This is a genomic window from uncultured Anaerococcus sp., from assembly GCF_963512375.1.
Classification (GTDB): Bacteria; Bacillota; Clostridia; order Tissierellales; family Peptoniphilaceae; genus Anaerococcus.
In genome coordinates this window covers 26,543-42,751 of record NZ_CAUPMI010000003.1, presented here as the reverse complement: position 1 = coordinate 42,751, position 16,209 = coordinate 26,543, and the positions used below count along the sequence as shown (strand labels likewise).

Here is a 16,209-nt window from a genome sequence, read left to right as displayed (position 1 = left end):
AATGGCAAAAGATAGATTAACATGGAATGAATATTTTATGAGGTTGGCAGAAACAGTAGCTATGCGAGGAACTTGTGATAGGGCCTATGTGGGTTGTGTTATAGTAAATGGTGAAAATAGGATAGTATCAACAGGCTATAATGGATCTATTAAGGGCAATAGCCACTGCGATGAAATAGGCCACACCATGAGAGATGGCCACTGTATAGCCACAATACACGCTGAGATGAACGCCCTTTTGTATTGTGCCAAGGAAGGCATAAGTGTCAATAACTGCATCTGCTATGTGACCCATTTTCCTTGCCTAAATTGCACCAAGTCACTCATTCAGGCAGGCATCAAAAAAATTTATTACAGGAATGCCTATCGTGTGGATGATTATGCAATAGAGCTTTTAGAAAAAAATAATATAGAATATATAAAGATAGAAGATGATGAAGCTAATAGCATCTGACTTTGATGGGACAATCTTAATTGACGAGTCCATAAGCAAAAACGATATAAAAGCCATAAGAGATTTCCAAAATGCTGGAAATCTTTTTGGCCTTGTAACAGGTAGATCCTACCACAATCTTGCTCCTCTCATAGAAGGAAAAATAGCTCCGAACTTTATAATAGCCAACAATGGTGGCCATATCCTCGTAAGAGAAGATGAATCTTATAAGGAAATTTTCAAATCTGTAATCGAGAAGGCAAGTGCTCAAAAATTTGTCGACCTATATGAAAAAGATTATGAGGTTACAATCTTTACCGAAGATAGGAAGCTTTATGATTTAGAAGATGTAGATAAGGATATCATGGCCCTAGCCATCTACACAGAGGACCAAGTAGAAAATAGATATAAAGACCTATTTGATTTTCATTATTCAATAGGAGTAGTAGATGTAGTAAATAGAGGAATTGATAAGCAAAGGGGTATAGATATAATAAAGGACTATTATAAATACCAAGATGAAATCTACGCCATTGGCGATGATTACAATGACATAGTATTTTTAAAAGCGACCAAAAGGTCCTATACCCTATCTTATGTAACAAACCCTTATGTAAACGAGCTTTGTAAGTATAGGGTAGAATCGATTGCAGATTTAATCAAGGAGGTCATATGAAATATACAGAAGATGGCAGACAATACCACATAGGACTAAAAGAAGGCGATGTAGGAAGCTATGTAATCCTGCCAGGTGATCCTAAGAGAAGCGAAAAAATTGCCCAATACTTCGATAATCCAGTCAAAGTAGGCGACAATCGTGAATATATAACTTACACCGGCTACCTAGATGGAGTCAAGGTCTCAGTCACATCCACAGGCATAGGTGGTCCATCCGCAGCCATAGCTCTAGAAGAGCTAAGCAAAATCGGAGCTCATACCTTCATAAGAGTAGGTACTTGTGGGGGAATAGACCTAGATGTCAAAAGTGGGGACCTTGTCATAGGCCAGGCAGCAATCAGGGCAGAAGGCACCAGCAAGGAATACGCCCCAACTGAATTTCCAGCAGTGGCAGATTTTGAAATAACATCAGCCCTTAAGGAAAGTGCCAATAAAATGGGCCTAACAAGCCATGTGGGAGTAGTCCAGTGCAAGGATTCTTTCTACGGTCAGCACGAAGCAGACCTCATGCCAGTCTCCTATGAGCTCACCAACAAATGGGAAGCCTGGAAAAGACTAGGAACCCTAGCCAGCGAGATGGAATCAGCAGCCCTATTTACAGTAGGAAGATTTTTAAAAGTAAGGGTAGGTTCATGCTTTTTGGTAGTAGCCAACCAAGAAAGAGAAAGAAAGGGGCTAGATAATCCAGTAGTCCACGACACAGACATAGCTATAAGGCTTGGTATAGAAGCCCTTAGAAAATTAATAAAAGAAGATAAGTAATCAAAACCGCTAGAAATAGCGGTTTTTATATTATATTAATATGGGGCATATTTTTTATAAATAATCAAAAACAAAACCCAATAAAATTAAAAGAATTTTAGAAATTTATAAATATAAGACAATAAATAAGATTGATAAATCAAAAACTAAGTTGTACAGTATATTTGAAATATTAAGAATCGTTTTCAAAGGAGAAGAAATGAAAATAAAGCAAAACAAAGTACTAAAAGCATGCAGTTTAAGTTTAGCCTTACTATTAATAGGCGGTATAACAACAAGTCCAATTGCAAAGACCTTTGCTCAATCAGAAGCGAATCAGGTTATACCCAAAACCACAAAAACTGTAAGAATCCATTTTAATAAAGAAACGAAAAATTATAGTGTTTGGGTGTGGTATGATGGAGAAGATGGAAAAGAATATAAATTTAACAAAAAAGATAGCTATGGTCCTTATATTGAGCTTGAAGTTAGCAAAGATGTAAAAACCATTAATTATATAATTGCTGATATAGCTAATGGTTGGAAAAAAGATGTTGAGCAAAATAGAATTTTTAATTTAAAAGATAATGATACAACAGAAATATGGGTCAAATCGGGAGTTGTAGAACACTATGTTACAAATCCAAATGGTCAAGATAATACTTCAAACTCTGGAAACGATTCTGATGGACTAGAAAAATCTAATAAGACTGTAATAAGAATATATTATTTAAGAAAAGATGTAAGAGGATGGGAAGTTTGGCTTTACAATGATAATTATGAATTAGTAAGGGCTAAGTTTGATAAAACTGACTCAAAAGGTCGTAAATATGCTGAGATAAGTCTTGATGGCAAATGTAAAGAAGTAAGGTACTTTATTGCTAAGGATAATGGCGCAATTAGGGAGTATGAGGGTACTAAAGATCAAAATGGATATAGGACCTTGATTATAAAGGATGATAAAGCAGAAGATCTCGTAAGAGCAAGCAACGAACCAGATTTAAATGAAAAAGAAACCATTACTTTTAGAGTCAAAAACGCTAAGGAAGGCTATGGAATATGGTATTGGCACGAAGGTGAAGAAGGAAAGTTCTTAGAACTTATTCCTGGAGAAGATGGATACTCATATGCAACAACTGAAGTACCAAAAGGACTTGATGAAATTCCATTCTTTGTAACTAATAGAAAAAAGGATGAAAATGGAGAATGGATGAGGGATATAGGTGGAGCAGATAAACGCAATAGAACTTTATATCCAAAGCATCAAAAGGGAATAGAGTTTGAATTTGGAAATCCGTCAACTAAAACTTATAATGATAAAATTACTAAAACAACCAGAACAGAAATTATCCAAGCCAAAGTAAGATACCAAGCTGACGAAAAAGTAGAATTCGGTCAACAAAAAGTAGAAAAATCTCCAGTAGATGGAGAAAAAGAAGTTACAACCGTATCTGAACCAGGTAAAGACCCTGTAGTAACAGAAAAAGTTACAAAAGAGCCAGAAAATGGACTAACCAAAGTAGGAAACAAGCAAGTAGAGACCAAGGAAAACGCTAATGGATCAACTACAACCACCACAACAATTTATGAAGTTAATCCAAAAACAGGCAAATTAGAAAACCCAACTGCAACAACAAAAACCAGCATGCCAGCAGGCACAATAGAAGACATTGCCAAAACAACAAAAATAGAAAGAAAAACTATACCAGGCAAAGTAACCTATGAGGCTGATGAAAGCTTAAATTTCAAAGAAAAGAAAGAAGAAAAAACTCCAGTAGATGGAGAAAAAGAAGTTACAACCGTATCTGAATCAGGTAAAGACCCTGTAGTAACAGAAAAAGTTACAAAAGAGCCAGAAAATGGACTAACCAAAGTAGGAAACAAGCAAGTAGAGACCAAGGAAAACGCTAATGGATCAACTACAACCACCACAACAATTTATGAAGTTAATCCAAAAACAGGCAAATTAGAAAACCCAACTGCAACAACAAAAACAAGCATGCCTGCTGGCACAATAGAAGATATAGCAAAAACTACCAAAACAAAGACAGAAATAGTTCCAGGCAAAATAAAATACCAAGCTGACGATAATCTAGCTTATGGAACAAAAGAAGTGGTAAAAGCTCCAGTAGATGGAGAAAAAGAAATCACAATCGTATCTCAGCCAGGCAAAGAAGATGAAGTAATAGAAAAAACAATCAAAGAAGCCAAAGATGGACTAACCAAAGTAGGAAACAAGCAAGTAGAGACCAAGGAAAACGCTAATGGATCAACTACAACCACCACAACAATTTATGAAGTTAATCCAAAAACAGGCAAATTAGAAAACCCAACTGCAACAACAAAAACAAGCATGCCTGCTGGCACAATAGAAGATATAGCAAAAACTACCAAAACAAAGACAGAAATAGTTCCAGGCAAAATAAAATACCAAGCTGACGATAATCTAGCTTATGGAACAAAAGAAGTGGTAAAAGCTCCAGTAGATGGAGAAAAAGAAATCACAATCGTATCTCAGCCAGGCAAAGAAGATGAAGTAATAGAAAAAACAATTAAAGAAGCCAAAGATGGATTAACCAAAGTAGGAAACAAGCAAGTAGAAACAAAGAAAAACGCAGATGGTTCAACAACCACAACTACAACAACCTACCAAGTAGATCCAGACACAGGTGAATTAACAAACCCAAATAAAACAATAAAAACCAGCATGCCAGCAGGAACAATAGAAGACATTGCCAAAACAACAAAAATAGAAAGAAAAACTATACCAGGCAAAGTAACCTATGAGGCTGATGAAAGCTTAAATTTCAAAGAAAAGAAAGAAGAAACAACTCCAGTAGACGGAGAAAAAGAAATCACAATCGTATCTCATCCAGGAAAAAAAGATATAGTAACAGAAAAAACAATCAAAGAAGCCAAAGATGGATTAACCAAAGTAGGAAACAAGAAAGTTGAAACTAAGACAAATGCTGACGGTTCAACTACAACCACAACCACAATCTACAAAGTAAATCCAGATACAGGTAAATTAGAAAACCCAACCTCTACAAGAAAAACAAGTATGCCAGCAGGAACAATCGAAGATATTGCTAAAACAAGAAAAGTAACAACCAAAAAAGTTCCAGGCAAAGTAAGATACCAAGCTGACGAAAATGTAGAATTCGGTCAACAAAAAGTAGAAAAAGCTCCAGTAGACGGAGAAAAAGAAATTACAACCGTATCTCAGCCAGGCAAAGAAGATGAAGTAATAGAAAAAACAATCAAAGAAGCCAAAGATGGACTAACCAAAGTAGGAAACAAGCAAGTAGAGACCAAGGAAAACGCTGATGGATCAACTACAATCATCACAACAATCTACGAAGTTAATCCAAAAACAGGCAAATTAGAAAAACCAACTACAACAACAGAAAAAACTGAACCAGAACAACCATCAGAACCATCAAAACAAGAATACCTATTAATCTTTAATGGAAATGCTGGAAGTCCAGCTGGCCAAAGAGTAAAAGTAAAAGATGGTGAAAAGATAGAAGTCATAAAAGAACCTACTAGAGATGGCTATAAGTTTATTAAATGGGTAATACTTGGTACAGACAAGACCTTTGATCTTAATGATAAGTTTAATAAAGATGTCCTAGCTAAAGATGATAAGGTCCTAATGCTAACTGCTGTATGGGAAAAAGTTGAAAAAGATACAAAACCAGGTAAAGATTTAGAAGAAAAACCAGGCAAGAAAGACCCAGAAAAGGAAAAACCAGGTAAGAAAGAGCCTGAGAAAGAAAAACCATCCAAGTCTAAAAAGGATAGGGATGATGACTATTATTGGGTATACTACAACCTAAGAGCCAATAATTTCAAGGAATTAGGCAAGACTTGTGGTAAAAATCTAAGGCTAAAAAGAAACTACGATGCCCTAAAGAAAGCTTATAATAAAAACCTAATCACATCAAAGGCAGCAAGATACCTACTAGATAAGTATCCAGAAACAGTAAAATCAGTAAGACATGAGCTAGAAAAACTCTTAGAAAGATCAGAAATCCTAAGGAAAGAAGCTTATGAACTTCTCAAAAAACTAGAAAATTGCTATGATTATTAAGAAGAAAACCGCTAGAAATAGCGGTTTTTCTTATGGGAAAATTCATAGGATAAGAGATTTGTAGAAATAATTGACAAGTGTTATAAACTGTTATATACTGTTATAGAGGAGAGGAAAGAATTTGAAAATAATTATTAAAAATGGCTCGCCAGTGCCAATTTATGAACAAATTAAAAATGCCATCAGGGATGAGATTTTAAAAGAAAATTTAAAAGCAGGTGAGAAACTTCCTTCTGTAAGGGCTCTTGCTCGTGAGCTTTCTATATCTATATTGACGGTAAAAAAGGCTTATGATGAGCTTGAGAGCGAAGGCTTTATAGAAAGCCGTCAGGGTCTTGGAACCTTTGTAGGAGAAGATGATCCAGGCCTTAGGAGAGAGGAGAAGCAAAAGAAATTGGAAGAAAGTTTGCTAAAAGCGATTGAAATATCAAAAGACTTGGCTATGGAAAAGGAAAATTTTTTAGAACTTGTAACTTATTTGTATGAAGGAGATTATAATGACTGATAAGATTCTTGCTAGAAATCTTAGTAAAACTTATGACAAATTTAAACTCGGACCAAATAATTTTGCCATCAAAAAAGGCTTTGTAACTGGCTTTATTGGCAAAAATGGCATGGGAAAGACCACTACTATCAAGGCCCTCTTATCCCTTATAAATTACGATGGGGAAATTTTTATAGATGGGAAAAAAATAGAAGATTTATCCTACCTTCAAGATGTGGGCCTTGTCATGGATGATTCATTTTTGGGCAAGGATTGGACCTTAGATTTGGTAAATGAGGCCATGAGTGTAGGTTATAAGAATTGGGAAGCTAGCACCTATTATGGATATCTTGAAAGGTTTGGCCTAGAAATGGAGAAAAAAGTTTCTGACCTATCAAGGGGAATGAAGATAAAGTTAATGCTTGCAGTAGCTCTTTCCCACCAGGCAAAAATCCTAATCCTAGATGAGCCAACAAGCGGCCTTGACCCTGCCATGAGGGATGAACTTGTGGATATGATTTTAGACTTTATGGAAGATCCCAATCATACAGTTTTATTTTCTACTCACATAACTCAAGATCTCGATAGGATAGCAGATTATATTATCTTTATAGACCAGGGGAAAATCGTCTTTGAAGGCAGTAAGGATGAATTTTATGATAAATTTTTACTAATAAAGGGTGGCTTAGACGATTTTGAAAAGATAAAAAACCTTAAAATTTATGGAAAAAAGAAGAGCCAATATAATTTTGAGGCCCTAGTCTCAAGAGAAGGCTATAAGGAAGATGAAGCCTTGGTGGTAGAAGTGCCAAGTATTGACCAGATAATGATTTATTATGGGAGGATATGATGGATATTAAAAAACAAATTAAACTAGATATAATTTCAATGAAACCCTATTATACTTTGAAAAATTTAATCATACCATTAGGTATAGTTCTTATTTATTCCTATATTAATAAATCTCCTTTCGTAATGCTATCAATGACTTTGTCATTTGCGGTAATTTTTTCAACCTTTCCATTTTTACTAGGAGAAAATTCTGGAATTGATGGCTTATATAAGATTTTTTCTATTGATAGCAAAAAGGTTGTCATAGGTAGGTATATCCTAGCTGGTTTTATTTTTATATTTGCAAACCTAATTGGATTTTCAATCTATATTATAATTTCTCTTATAAAAAATATGCCAGTAGGCCTTGATATGTCGATGCTTATAGGAATTAACTTTATTATATATTCGGTAATAATTTCCTTTCAATATCCAATGTTTTTTAAATACGGTTATACAAAAGCTAAGACTTTTGGATATTTACCGATACTTATTATTGGGATATTAGGAATGGTCATAGGAGCTTTTATAAAAGACTTTGGACCAATTCTAAAGTTTGTAGAGGAAAATGAATCGATGATTGTAATCGGACTTGTCATCCTTATTGTCATTTTTCTTACAATTTCAATCAAACTTTCTATTAATTTTTACAAAAAAAGAGATTTTTAAAGTAAAAATCGTCCCAACTTTTTAAGGTCTGGGACGATTTTTTTTATTCTATTATTTCAATATCCACTAATGGGAGGATGTCTATTATTTGATCTCTTGTTGGTAGGTCTAGGACTCTGGCTGTGGCAGATGCTGCTGCTACTGCTACCATGTAAGATTCGATTGGGTCGTTATCTCTAACAATTGTACCTATAAAGCCACCTATCATGGCATCCCTGCAGGCTACTGTGTTTATGATTTCGCTATCATCTTCTACTGGAGCTGCTGCATAGACCCCATCACTTGTAAAGAACATGGATCCTTCAGAACCGTAGGATATTATTACGTATTTAGCTCCCATTTTGATTAGTTCCTTGCCATAAGGGATATAGTCCATCTTATCTTCGATTTTGACATTAAAGATTTCTTCTATATCTTCTCCGTTTGGTTTTACTAGGAGTGGGCCATTTTTCACCATGTTTAGGAGGTATTGGCTTGGTACATCTGCTACGAAGTAGGCTCCGTTGGCTTTTGCTATTTCTACCATCCTGTCATAGATGTCGGAATCTTCGCCGTTTTCCATTGGAGGTACTGATCCACCAAAGATTATAGTATCTCCTTCCCTTACTCTGGCTAGGTAGTAAAGGAGTTCTTCGACTTCTTCTGAGGATATGGTTGGACCTTGGAAGTTTATTACAGTTTCTTCTAGATTTTCAAAGATTTTGATGTTAATTCTGTTATTTTCTTTTATATCTACAAAGTCTGCTAGGATATCTTCCTTGCTTAACCAGTCTTTGATAAATAGGCCTTGGTAGCCTCCAGTGAAGCCTGTAGCTGTGGTTGGTATCCTAATTTGTGATAGGATTCTTGATACGTTTATTGCTTTACCACCTGGTAGGGTTCTTTCTGTTTTGATGTTGTTGTTGTAGCCTGGATTTAGCTTATCTACCTCTACATAGAGGTCTATAGATGGGTTTAGGGTTACTGTATAAATCATTTTTTCCTCTTTCATATATTTAAGTTTCTTACCTGGTCTATTACTTCTTCCATGTGCATGCCGTGGCTGCCTTTGACAAAGACAAGGGAACATGGGCTTATTAGGGATTTTAATTTCTCTACTAAGCCATCCTTATGTTCAAAATAGAAGCACTTATTAGGCTTGAAATTTTGAAGGGCACCCTCATACATGTGGGCTGATAGGGGACCGTAGAACAGGCAATAGTCGATTTTTTTTGGATCGATTTTTTCTCCTACTTGGTAGTGGAGTTTTGCTTCATCTTCGCCTAGCTCTAGCATATCTGATAGGCAAATAATTTTTTTATTGTAGCCAAATAATTCATATACTGTCTCAAGGCCTGCAAGGAGGGCTTGTGGATTTGACTTGTAGGAATCATCTAGGACATCAAAGCCATTTAGCTCTAAGAGTTCAGACCTATTTTGGCTTGATTTTGCCTTCATAAGGCCCTTATCAATTGTTTTTTTATCTAGGCCAAAGATTTGGGCTATCATTACTACAGCTGCCGCATTGTAGACATTGTGCTTGCCAATTAGTGGGATTTCGTAAAGGTCGTCCTTATTTGAAAACCTTAATTTTGATGATGGTGACTTTTCAAAATTTATCCTAAAGTCTGCTTCAGGATCTGTACCAAAGGATAGGACTTTTTGCTTGATAGCATAAGTAGGGACTTCTTCCTTCATGGTTGGGTCATCTATATTATAGATGAAGGTTCCATCCTCTGTCATTCCTTCAAGGATTTCAAGCTTGGCCTTTAGGATGCCTGACTTGCTCTTAAGGTTGTGAAGGTGGCTATCACCTATATTTGTGATCATTGATATGTCAGGTCTTACAATCCTACTTGTTAGGGAAATATCTCCAAAATTATCTGTACCTAACTCTATTACAGCTATTTCGCAATCATCATCTAGGGATAGGACTGTCTTTGGTACTCCTATTTCGTTGTTGAGATTACCTTTGGTCTTTTGGGTCTTAAATTTCTCGCTTAAGATGGTTGCAAGGAGGTCCTTTGTAGTTGTCTTGCCATTTGATCCTGTTATGGCAACTACCTTACACTTAAGCTCGTCCCTATAGGCCTTAGCCAAGTCTTGGAGGGCCTTTTTTGTATCTTCTACCCTTATGTAAGGGATGGTGACATTTTTATTTATCTTATAATCCTTATCCACAATAAAGGCGGCTGCTCCCTTTTCTTCGCACTCTTTGATGAAGATTCTCCCATCAAAGACCTCGCCAACTAGGGGGATGTAAAGCTCGCCTGGATCTATGGTTCTAGAATCTGTTGAAACTCCACAGATTTCAATATCTGAAAAAGCCTCGTCAGAAAGTTCGCCACCAATCATTTTCGATATGTGGCTAAGACTTCTTTTAATCATAAAGCCCTCCTAAAACCATCTTCTATAAGCTTATCTAAAAGCTCACTGAAAGATATTTGGTAGAGGGATTCTGCCATTCTTCCGAAAAATGAAGAAGGAGTAAAGCCTGGGAAGGTATTGATTTCGTTGATGAAAAATTCCTTATCTTTTGTATAAAAGATATCAACTCTGGCAAAACCTTCGCATCCACATGCCTTATAGCAGGCCTTGGCGAAGTCACGACCTCTGTCATATTCATCTTCTTCCATGTGATAAGGGAGCTCTTCTCTAGTAGATTTTGAAAAGTATTTAGCATCGTAGTCTAAAAATACGTGGTCAGTGATGTAGGCAGCTGGGAGTGACACATCAATTTTTGAACCATCACCAAGAACAGCAAATTCAATTTCTTGGCCTACAATTAATTCTTCAACAAGGACCTTGCGGTCATATTTTAAAGCCTCAAGGCCAGCCTTTTTGAAATCTTCCTTGCTATCAACTCTAGAAACTCCAACAGAAGAACCATTGGCAGATGGCTTTACAATTAGAGGAAGTCCGATTTCTTTTATACATTCATCTATAAAGCTATCTGTGAAATCCTCCTTATAAGCATATTTGTATTTAGCTTGTTTAAGGCCGTTTTTTTCAAATATATCATTGCTTGTAACCTTATCCATGCAAATAGCAGAAGATAAAAGGCCGTTACCGATGTAATTTAGGCCGGTGGCATCCAAAAAGCCTTGGATAGTACCATCTTCCCCATAGGTCCCATGGACAACTGGTAGGATAATTGTGGATGCTAGGTCATTTTTGCTTACTTCTATAAGGAATTCTGCGATAGATTCTTGTCTTGACTTATCAATTGTCTTAACTAAAGAAAATTCATCAGACTCGTCGTAATCAAAAAAAGTTGGTGAGAATTTTCCTTCCTTATCTATATATATAAGATTTATATTGTATTTTTCTTTATTTAAATTTTTGGCAATATTAAGAGCACTTCTAAGGGCAATATCATGCTCGCTAGAAGGGCCGCCACATAGGATGTAGACAGTTTTCATACTTTCTCTCTTTCATTTATATATCTATGTAAATTTTACTCTTATTAAGAATATGGGCAAATCAAATAGCTATTATAAGGAAGTTAAGAAATAAGAAGAAGAAAATTGTTACAAAATAAAAACTAATTATAAAGGAAATGTGTAGGAATTTGCCCATAATTTACTGAAAATACTCAAAAAAGACTTTGGTAAAAGGCTTATGCTTTGATAAAAATCTGGGGAAAACGCTTGAAATTCTAAGCTTTAAAAATTTTGTAAAGATTTTGTAATATTTAGACGAATCTACATAATTTCCACACAATTAAAAGTTATACTAGGTCTTGTAAAAAAGATTTGTTATCAAATTGTAACTATTGTTACAAAATGCTAGCAAGGTTAAAGAAAAAAATAATTTACTTTATATAGAAAGATTAAAGAGGAGAAGAAAATGAAAATTTTTACTAAATACGCCCTAGCGGCAGCCCTAGTTATACCGTCTGTATTTGGCCTAACAGGAAGAAATGCAGAAGCAGCAAGTGCTGTACTTAATAAAAACGCAGCTAACGGTGTAAATGTTAGAAGTGAAGCAAAACTTGGTGATAATATCATAGGCCTTATCGATGATCAAGACGTTTATGAAATCAAAAATGAAAAAGATGGTTGGTTTGAAATCGAATTTGATGGCAAAAAAGCTTTCGTATCAAGCGACCTTTTCCACCTACTTGAAGAAACAGAAGTAGTAAGCGCTACAAACTTCAGAAGTGAAGATAATCTAAATTCAGACGTAATCGAAGTGCTAGATGCTGGTAAAAAGGTAGAGGCAATTGATGTGGCTGAAAATGGTTTTGTAAAGGTAAAAGTAGATGATAAGGAAGGATTTATCCACTATAGTCTACTAAAAAGCTTTAGAGATAGACAAGATGTCTATGCCCAAGTAAATCAAACACAAACAAGCACAAATAATAATGTTAAGGCTAATAATTACCAAACCCAAACAAATTATTATCAAGCTCCAGCACAAAATACCCAAAGTCAAGCACCAGCTCAAAACACAAATGAATCTTACCAAGGATCTTCAAACTGGGCTAAGGAATGGATAGCTCAAAGAGAATCAGGTGGTTCTTACCAAGCTTACAACCCAAGAGGTGGATACTATGGTAGATACCAACTTAACCCATCCCTAATCTCTTACGGAGCAAGCCCAGCTGAACAAGAAGCTGCAGCAGATAACTATGTAGCTCAAAGATATGGTTCATGGGAAAATGCCCAAGCTTTCTGGCAAAGAAATGGCTGGTATTAAGCTAAAAATTAAGTAAAGAATGAAATGTAGCAGGATTTATCCACGATGGATAGGTCTTTGCTACATTTTTTATTTGTTGACAAAAACAAAAATTTTTAATATACTTTTATTAAGTGAAAGTGAAATCGATTACAGATTTTTATTAAAATATAAAAGCTTGAAAATTTGAAACAGCCCTAACTTGTTGGCTGTTTTAATATTTTTTGCTAAGTTATTTATGTTTTGCTTTCAGAAAAATTTTATAAGGAGGAATTATGTTTAAAAGATTTAAAAATCTTATACTCTGTCTATTAGTCCTAGTGACTATGGTTGCTTGTTCTTCTAAACCAGAAAAGAAGATAATAAGGATTGGCCACAACCAATCGCAAAACCATCCTACTCACCTTGGACTCTTAGCCTTTGAAAAATATGTGGAAAATGAGCTTGGAGATAAGTATGATATCCAAGTTTTCCCATCAGAACTATTAGGTAGCCAAACTGACATGGTCCAGCTTACTCAGACTGGAGCTATAAATATGGTTGTTGCAAGTAACTCAATACTTGAAACTTTTGATGATGTTTATGAAATATTTAACCTACCATATTTGTTTGCTTCAAGCGAGGCCTACCATGCAGTTATGGATGATAAGTCTATAACAGATCCAATCTTCACCTCTACAAGAGATGGGGGATTTGAGGCTGTTACCTGGCTTGATGCTGGTTCAAGGTCATTTTATACCAAAGATAAACCTATAGAAAAACCTGATGACCTTAAGGGTCTAAAGATAAGGGTTCAACAATCACCTACTAATGTTAGGATGATGAACCTACTTGGAGGATCTGCTTCTCCTATGGGCTTTGGTGAGGTTTACACAGCTCTTCAATCAGGAATTATTGATGGGGCTGAAAATAATGAAATGAGTCTTACAGACAATGGCCACGGCGAGGTGTGCAAGTATTATTCATATGATATGCACCAAATGATTCCTGATATTGTCCTTGCTAATTATGAATGGTTAGAGTCTCTTGGGGAAGACAGGAAGGTATTTGACGAGGGCTTTAAAGTTTTAAATAAGGTCCAAAGAGAAGAATGGGTAAGTGCTGTGGATAAGGCAAAAGAAGGAGCCAAGAAGCTTGGAGTAAACTTTATCTATCCAGACCAAAAGCCATTTGTTGAGGCTGTTGCGCCACTTACAGAAGAGGTTCTAAATAGGAATGAAAAATTAAAACCATTCTATGAAAAAATTCAAGAATATAACAAGAAATACCCAGCTAAGGAGGAAGCTAAATGAGAAAAGCACTAGATAATTTAATGAAAATCTTATCAGCAGGCACCCTTCTTGCTATGCTTTTATTTGTAGTTTGGCAAGTATTTACCAGATATATCCTAGGCAAGCCATCAACATGGTCTGAAGAGCTAGTAGGATATTTATTTGCCTGGTCAACTCTTTTTGGAGCAGGCCTTGTGGTAAGTGAAAGAGGCCATATGAATATACCTGTTCTAATCGATACAAAATCGGTCAAAACACAAAAATATGCAGCTATATTTTCTGAAGTAATTATTTTTATTTTTTCTCTAGTAGTTCTTAGCTACGGAGGAATCAGGATTACAAAGCTTGCCCTAAACCAAATGACTTCATCACTAGGTTTGCCAATAGGTTTGTTTTATATACCTCTTCCAATAGCAGGAGTTATTAATATGATCTTTTGTATACTTAATATCAAAGATATCCTAGCAGGTAAGGTTAAATTCTTTAAGGCAGCAAGTGCTTCAGAGATTTCTGAAAGAATTGCCAATGAAGCAAGCGAAGTAAGCAAATATGAAAGCGAAGGAGGTAAGTAATGGGTGGACAAGCTTTAGCAGTTATATTAATAGTTTTAGCCTCCTTACTTATATTAGGAGTGCCAATTGCCTTTTCAATTGGTATAGCATCAATCGTTACAATTCTTGCCACAATTCCGCTAAATGTTGCGGTACTAACAGCAGCACAAAGGACCTTTGTAGGCATGGGATCATTTACCCTTACAGCCATCCCATTTTTTATCCTAGCAGGTAACTTTATGAATGAGGGTGGTATAGCCAAGAGATTAGTAGATTTTGTAATGGCAATCCTTGGTAAATTACCAGGTGCCCTTCTTGTTACAAATATAGGGGCCAACGCTCTTTTTGGAGCAATCTCTGGATCTGCATCAGCAGCTGCAGCAGCTGTTGGATCAATGGTTAAGGAAGGCGAGGACAAATTAGGTTATGATAAGGCCTTATCTGCAGCTTCAAATGGAGCAAGTGCACCAGCAGGACTTTTGATTCCGCCATCAAATGCCCTAATCACCTATTCTTTAGTATCAGGTGGTACATCAGTAGCTGCCCTATTTTTGGCAGGCTATATACCAGGTCTTATATGGAGCTTGGCTTGTATAATAATTGCAATCTTTGTAGCTAAGAAGAAAGGTTATAAGGGCACTGAAGGAAAATTCTCCTGGTCTAACCTAGGAAGGGCTACAATAGCAGCCATACCATCTCTAGGCTTAATTATAGTAGTAATAGGCGGTATAGTAGCCGGAGTATTTACGGCTACAGAAGGTTCAGCTATTTCAGTAGTCTATTCCCTAATACTTGGCCTAGTTTATAAGAATCTTAACTTTAAAAAGATAATAAATATCCTAGTAGAATCAGCTAAGATGAGTGCTATAGTTGTCTTTTTGATAGGTGTTTCTAACATCCTATCATGGGTAATGGCCTTTACCGGTATCCCACAAATGATTGGTGAAAGCCTCTTATCAATTACAGATAATCCTATAATTATCTTATTGATAATGAATGTGATCTTATTAATATCAGGAACCTTTATGGATGTAACCCCTGCTATATTAATTTTTACACCTTTATTTTTACCTATTGTCCAAGAGTTTGGTATCCATCCTGTTCACTTTGGACTTATAATAGTTTATAACCTATGTATAGGCAATATTACTCCACCAGTTGGTAACACCTTATTTGTTGCAATCAAAATTGGGGATACAAGCCTTGCCAAGGTTATGCCATATATGATAAGGTACTATGCACTAATTTTATTAGGTTTATTACTTGTAACTTATGTTCCAGCTGTAACTATGTTTTTACCACAATTAGCAGGACTAATATAGAAAAAGAGGGGCTGTTGCAAAACTATGAATAACTATCGTCCCATCATTAGAGGGTTCTCTTAGAAAATTTTTTACCTAGCCTGCCGGCTCATGGAGGCAAAATTTTCGTGGAGGTTCCTCTAATGATTTGGGACGATTTATTCATTCTGCAACAGTCCCTTTTTAATTTTCAAAAATATAGGTACAATAAGACTAATGGAGGAGCGTATGAAAGCAATATTGACAATAATTGGCAAGGATAGACCAGGAATTATTTATGAAGTGACAAAAATTCTCTTCAAATATAATATAAATATCTTGGACATGAGCCAAACCATAATGGAAGATAAATTTGTAGCTATGTTAAATATAGACATGAACCAGGCAAAGGCGGATTTTGCTGAAATTTCAAAGAGCTTTGAAGACTTATCAGAGGCGACAGGCCTAGATATAAGAATACAAAATGAAAAGCTCTTTGATGCTATGACAAGGGTTTGA

Annotated in this window: 15 protein-coding genes; 12 read left to right on the top strand and 3 right to left on the bottom strand. The window is 35.7% G+C overall.

The genetic code is table 11. The features are described from left to right. Window position 1 precedes the first annotated feature (1 nt). From RRB46_RS02175 to RRB46_RS02145, 7 genes are all read left to right on the top strand, one after another. On the top strand, window positions 2-454 hold the full coding sequence (locus tag RRB46_RS02175; RefSeq protein ID WP_311537308.1) for a deaminase: 453 nt from the start codon (window positions 2-4) through the stop codon (window positions 452-454). Continuing rightward, complete coding sequence (locus RRB46_RS02170) at window positions 432-1,109, top strand: HAD-IIB family hydrolase (protein ID WP_311537307.1); 678 nt, start codon at window positions 432-434, stop codon at window positions 1,107-1,109. Before RRB46_RS02175 ends, RRB46_RS02170 begins: the two co-directional genes overlap by 23 nt. After that, entirely contained in the window at window positions 1,106-1,873 is a 768-nt protein-coding gene (gene udp, locus RRB46_RS02165; protein WP_297687783.1) for a uridine phosphorylase, read from the top strand. Before RRB46_RS02170 ends, udp begins: the two co-directional genes overlap by 4 nt. 199 nt (window positions 1,874-2,072) lie before the next feature. Next, a complete protein-coding gene (locus RRB46_RS02160) occupies window positions 2,073-5,945 on the top strand; it encodes a pullulanase-associated domain-containing protein (RefSeq protein WP_311537306.1) in 3,873 nt (1,290 codons plus the stop codon). Window positions 5,946-6,066: 121 nt separating this feature from the next. Further along, complete coding sequence (locus tag RRB46_RS02155) at window positions 6,067-6,450, top strand: GntR family transcriptional regulator (RefSeq protein WP_311537305.1); 384 nt, start codon at window positions 6,067-6,069, stop codon at window positions 6,448-6,450. Next, window positions 6,443-7,279 carry an ABC transporter ATP-binding protein gene (locus tag RRB46_RS02150; protein ID WP_311537304.1) on the top strand — a complete coding sequence of 279 codons (837 nt, stop codon included), beginning with the start codon at window positions 6,443-6,445 and terminating at the stop codon, window positions 7,277-7,279. The genes RRB46_RS02155 and RRB46_RS02150 overlap by 8 nt, the downstream gene beginning before the upstream one ends. Continuing rightward, on the top strand, window positions 7,279-7,929 hold the full coding sequence (locus RRB46_RS02145; protein WP_311537303.1) for an ABC-2 transporter permease: 651 nt from the start codon (window positions 7,279-7,281) through the stop codon (window positions 7,927-7,929). The genes RRB46_RS02150 and RRB46_RS02145 overlap by 1 nt, the downstream gene beginning before the upstream one ends. Window positions 7,930-7,972: 43 nt before the next feature. On the opposite strand, the gene RRB46_RS02140 is transcribed toward RRB46_RS02145, so the two are convergent. Genes RRB46_RS02140 through RRB46_RS02130 form a run of 3 tightly spaced genes read right to left on the bottom strand, consistent with a single transcriptional unit; the run spans window position 7,973 to window position 11,330 of the window. Then, the gene (locus tag RRB46_RS02140; RefSeq protein WP_311537302.1) at window positions 7,973-8,905 is read right to left on the bottom strand and encodes a 1-phosphofructokinase family hexose kinase; all 933 of its coding nucleotides are present in this window, start codon (window positions 8,903-8,905) and stop codon (window positions 7,973-7,975) included. Between the two features lie 11 nt (window positions 8,906-8,916). Beyond that, window positions 8,917-10,296, bottom strand: coding sequence for a UDP-N-acetylmuramoyl-tripeptide--D-alanyl-D-alanine ligase (gene murF / locus RRB46_RS02135; RefSeq protein ID WP_311537301.1), 1,380 nt, complete (start codon window positions 10,294-10,296; stop codon window positions 8,917-8,919). Continuing rightward, window positions 10,293-11,330 (bottom strand): D-alanine--D-alanine ligase family protein, encoded by a 1,038-nt coding sequence (locus RRB46_RS02130; protein ID WP_296127203.1) that lies wholly within the window; start codon window positions 11,328-11,330, stop codon window positions 10,293-10,295. The genes murF and RRB46_RS02130 overlap by 4 nt, the downstream gene beginning before the upstream one ends. 427 nt (window positions 11,331-11,757) lie before the next feature. On the opposite strand from RRB46_RS02130, the gene RRB46_RS02125 reads away from it, so the two are divergent. From RRB46_RS02125 to RRB46_RS02105, 5 genes are all read left to right on the top strand, one after another. Beyond that, window positions 11,758-12,609, top strand: a complete 852-nt coding sequence (locus RRB46_RS02125) for an SH3 domain-containing protein (RefSeq protein ID WP_311537300.1) — start codon at window positions 11,758-11,760, stop codon at window positions 12,607-12,609. Between the two features lie 254 nt (window positions 12,610-12,863). Continuing rightward, window positions 12,864-13,880, top strand: a complete 1,017-nt coding sequence (locus RRB46_RS02120; RefSeq protein ID WP_296127200.1) for a TRAP transporter substrate-binding protein — start codon at window positions 12,864-12,866, stop codon at window positions 13,878-13,880. Then, a complete protein-coding gene (locus RRB46_RS02115) occupies window positions 13,877-14,431 on the top strand; it encodes a TRAP transporter small permease (RefSeq protein WP_297690032.1) in 555 nt (184 codons plus the stop codon). The genes RRB46_RS02120 and RRB46_RS02115 overlap by 4 nt, the downstream gene beginning before the upstream one ends. Beyond that, entirely contained in the window at window positions 14,431-15,732 is a 1,302-nt protein-coding gene (locus RRB46_RS02110; RefSeq protein WP_297690034.1) for a TRAP transporter large permease, read from the top strand. The genes RRB46_RS02115 and RRB46_RS02110 overlap by 1 nt, the downstream gene beginning before the upstream one ends. Before the next feature lie 207 nt (window positions 15,733-15,939). Further along, window positions 15,940-16,209: an ACT domain-containing protein gene (locus RRB46_RS02105; RefSeq protein WP_297690036.1), complete on the top strand. Its 270-nt coding sequence runs from the start codon at window positions 15,940-15,942 to the stop codon at window positions 16,207-16,209.

Bases quoted from the DNA above. Each gene is read 5' to 3' on its own strand.
- RRB46_RS02175 (WP_311537308.1), top strand. From the start codon at position 2: ATGGCAAAAGATAGATTAACATGGAATGAATATTTTATGAGGTTGGCA.
- RRB46_RS02170 (WP_311537307.1), top strand. From the start codon at position 432: ATGATGAAGCTAATAGCATCTGACTTTGATGGGACAATCTTAATTGAC.
- udp (WP_297687783.1), top strand. From the start codon at position 1,106: ATGAAATATACAGAAGATGGCAGACAATACCACATAGGACTAAAAGAA.
- RRB46_RS02160 (WP_311537306.1), top strand. From the start codon at position 2,073: ATGAAAATAAAGCAAAACAAAGTACTAAAAGCATGCAGTTTAAGTTTA.
- RRB46_RS02150 (WP_311537304.1), top strand. From the start codon at position 6,443: ATGACTGATAAGATTCTTGCTAGAAATCTTAGTAAAACTTATGACAAA.
- RRB46_RS02145 (WP_311537303.1), top strand. From the start codon at position 7,279: ATGGATATTAAAAAACAAATTAAACTAGATATAATTTCAATGAAACCC.
- RRB46_RS02140 (WP_311537302.1), bottom strand. From the start codon at position 8,905: ATGATTTATACAGTAACCCTAAACCCATCTATAGACCTCTATGTAGAG.
- murF (WP_311537301.1), bottom strand. From the start codon at position 10,296: ATGATTAAAAGAAGTCTTAGCCACATATCGAAAATGATTGGTGGCGAA.
- RRB46_RS02130 (WP_296127203.1), bottom strand. From the start codon at position 11,330: ATGAAAACTGTCTACATCCTATGTGGCGGCCCTTCTAGCGAGCATGAT.
- RRB46_RS02125 (WP_311537300.1), top strand. From the start codon at position 11,758: ATGAAAATTTTTACTAAATACGCCCTAGCGGCAGCCCTAGTTATACCG.
- RRB46_RS02120 (WP_296127200.1), top strand. From the start codon at position 12,864: ATGTTTAAAAGATTTAAAAATCTTATACTCTGTCTATTAGTCCTAGTG.
- RRB46_RS02115 (WP_297690032.1), top strand. From the start codon at position 13,877: ATGAGAAAAGCACTAGATAATTTAATGAAAATCTTATCAGCAGGCACC.
- RRB46_RS02110 (WP_297690034.1), top strand. From the start codon at position 14,431: ATGGGTGGACAAGCTTTAGCAGTTATATTAATAGTTTTAGCCTCCTTA.
- RRB46_RS02105 (WP_297690036.1), top strand. From the start codon at position 15,940: ATGAAAGCAATATTGACAATAATTGGCAAGGATAGACCAGGAATTATT.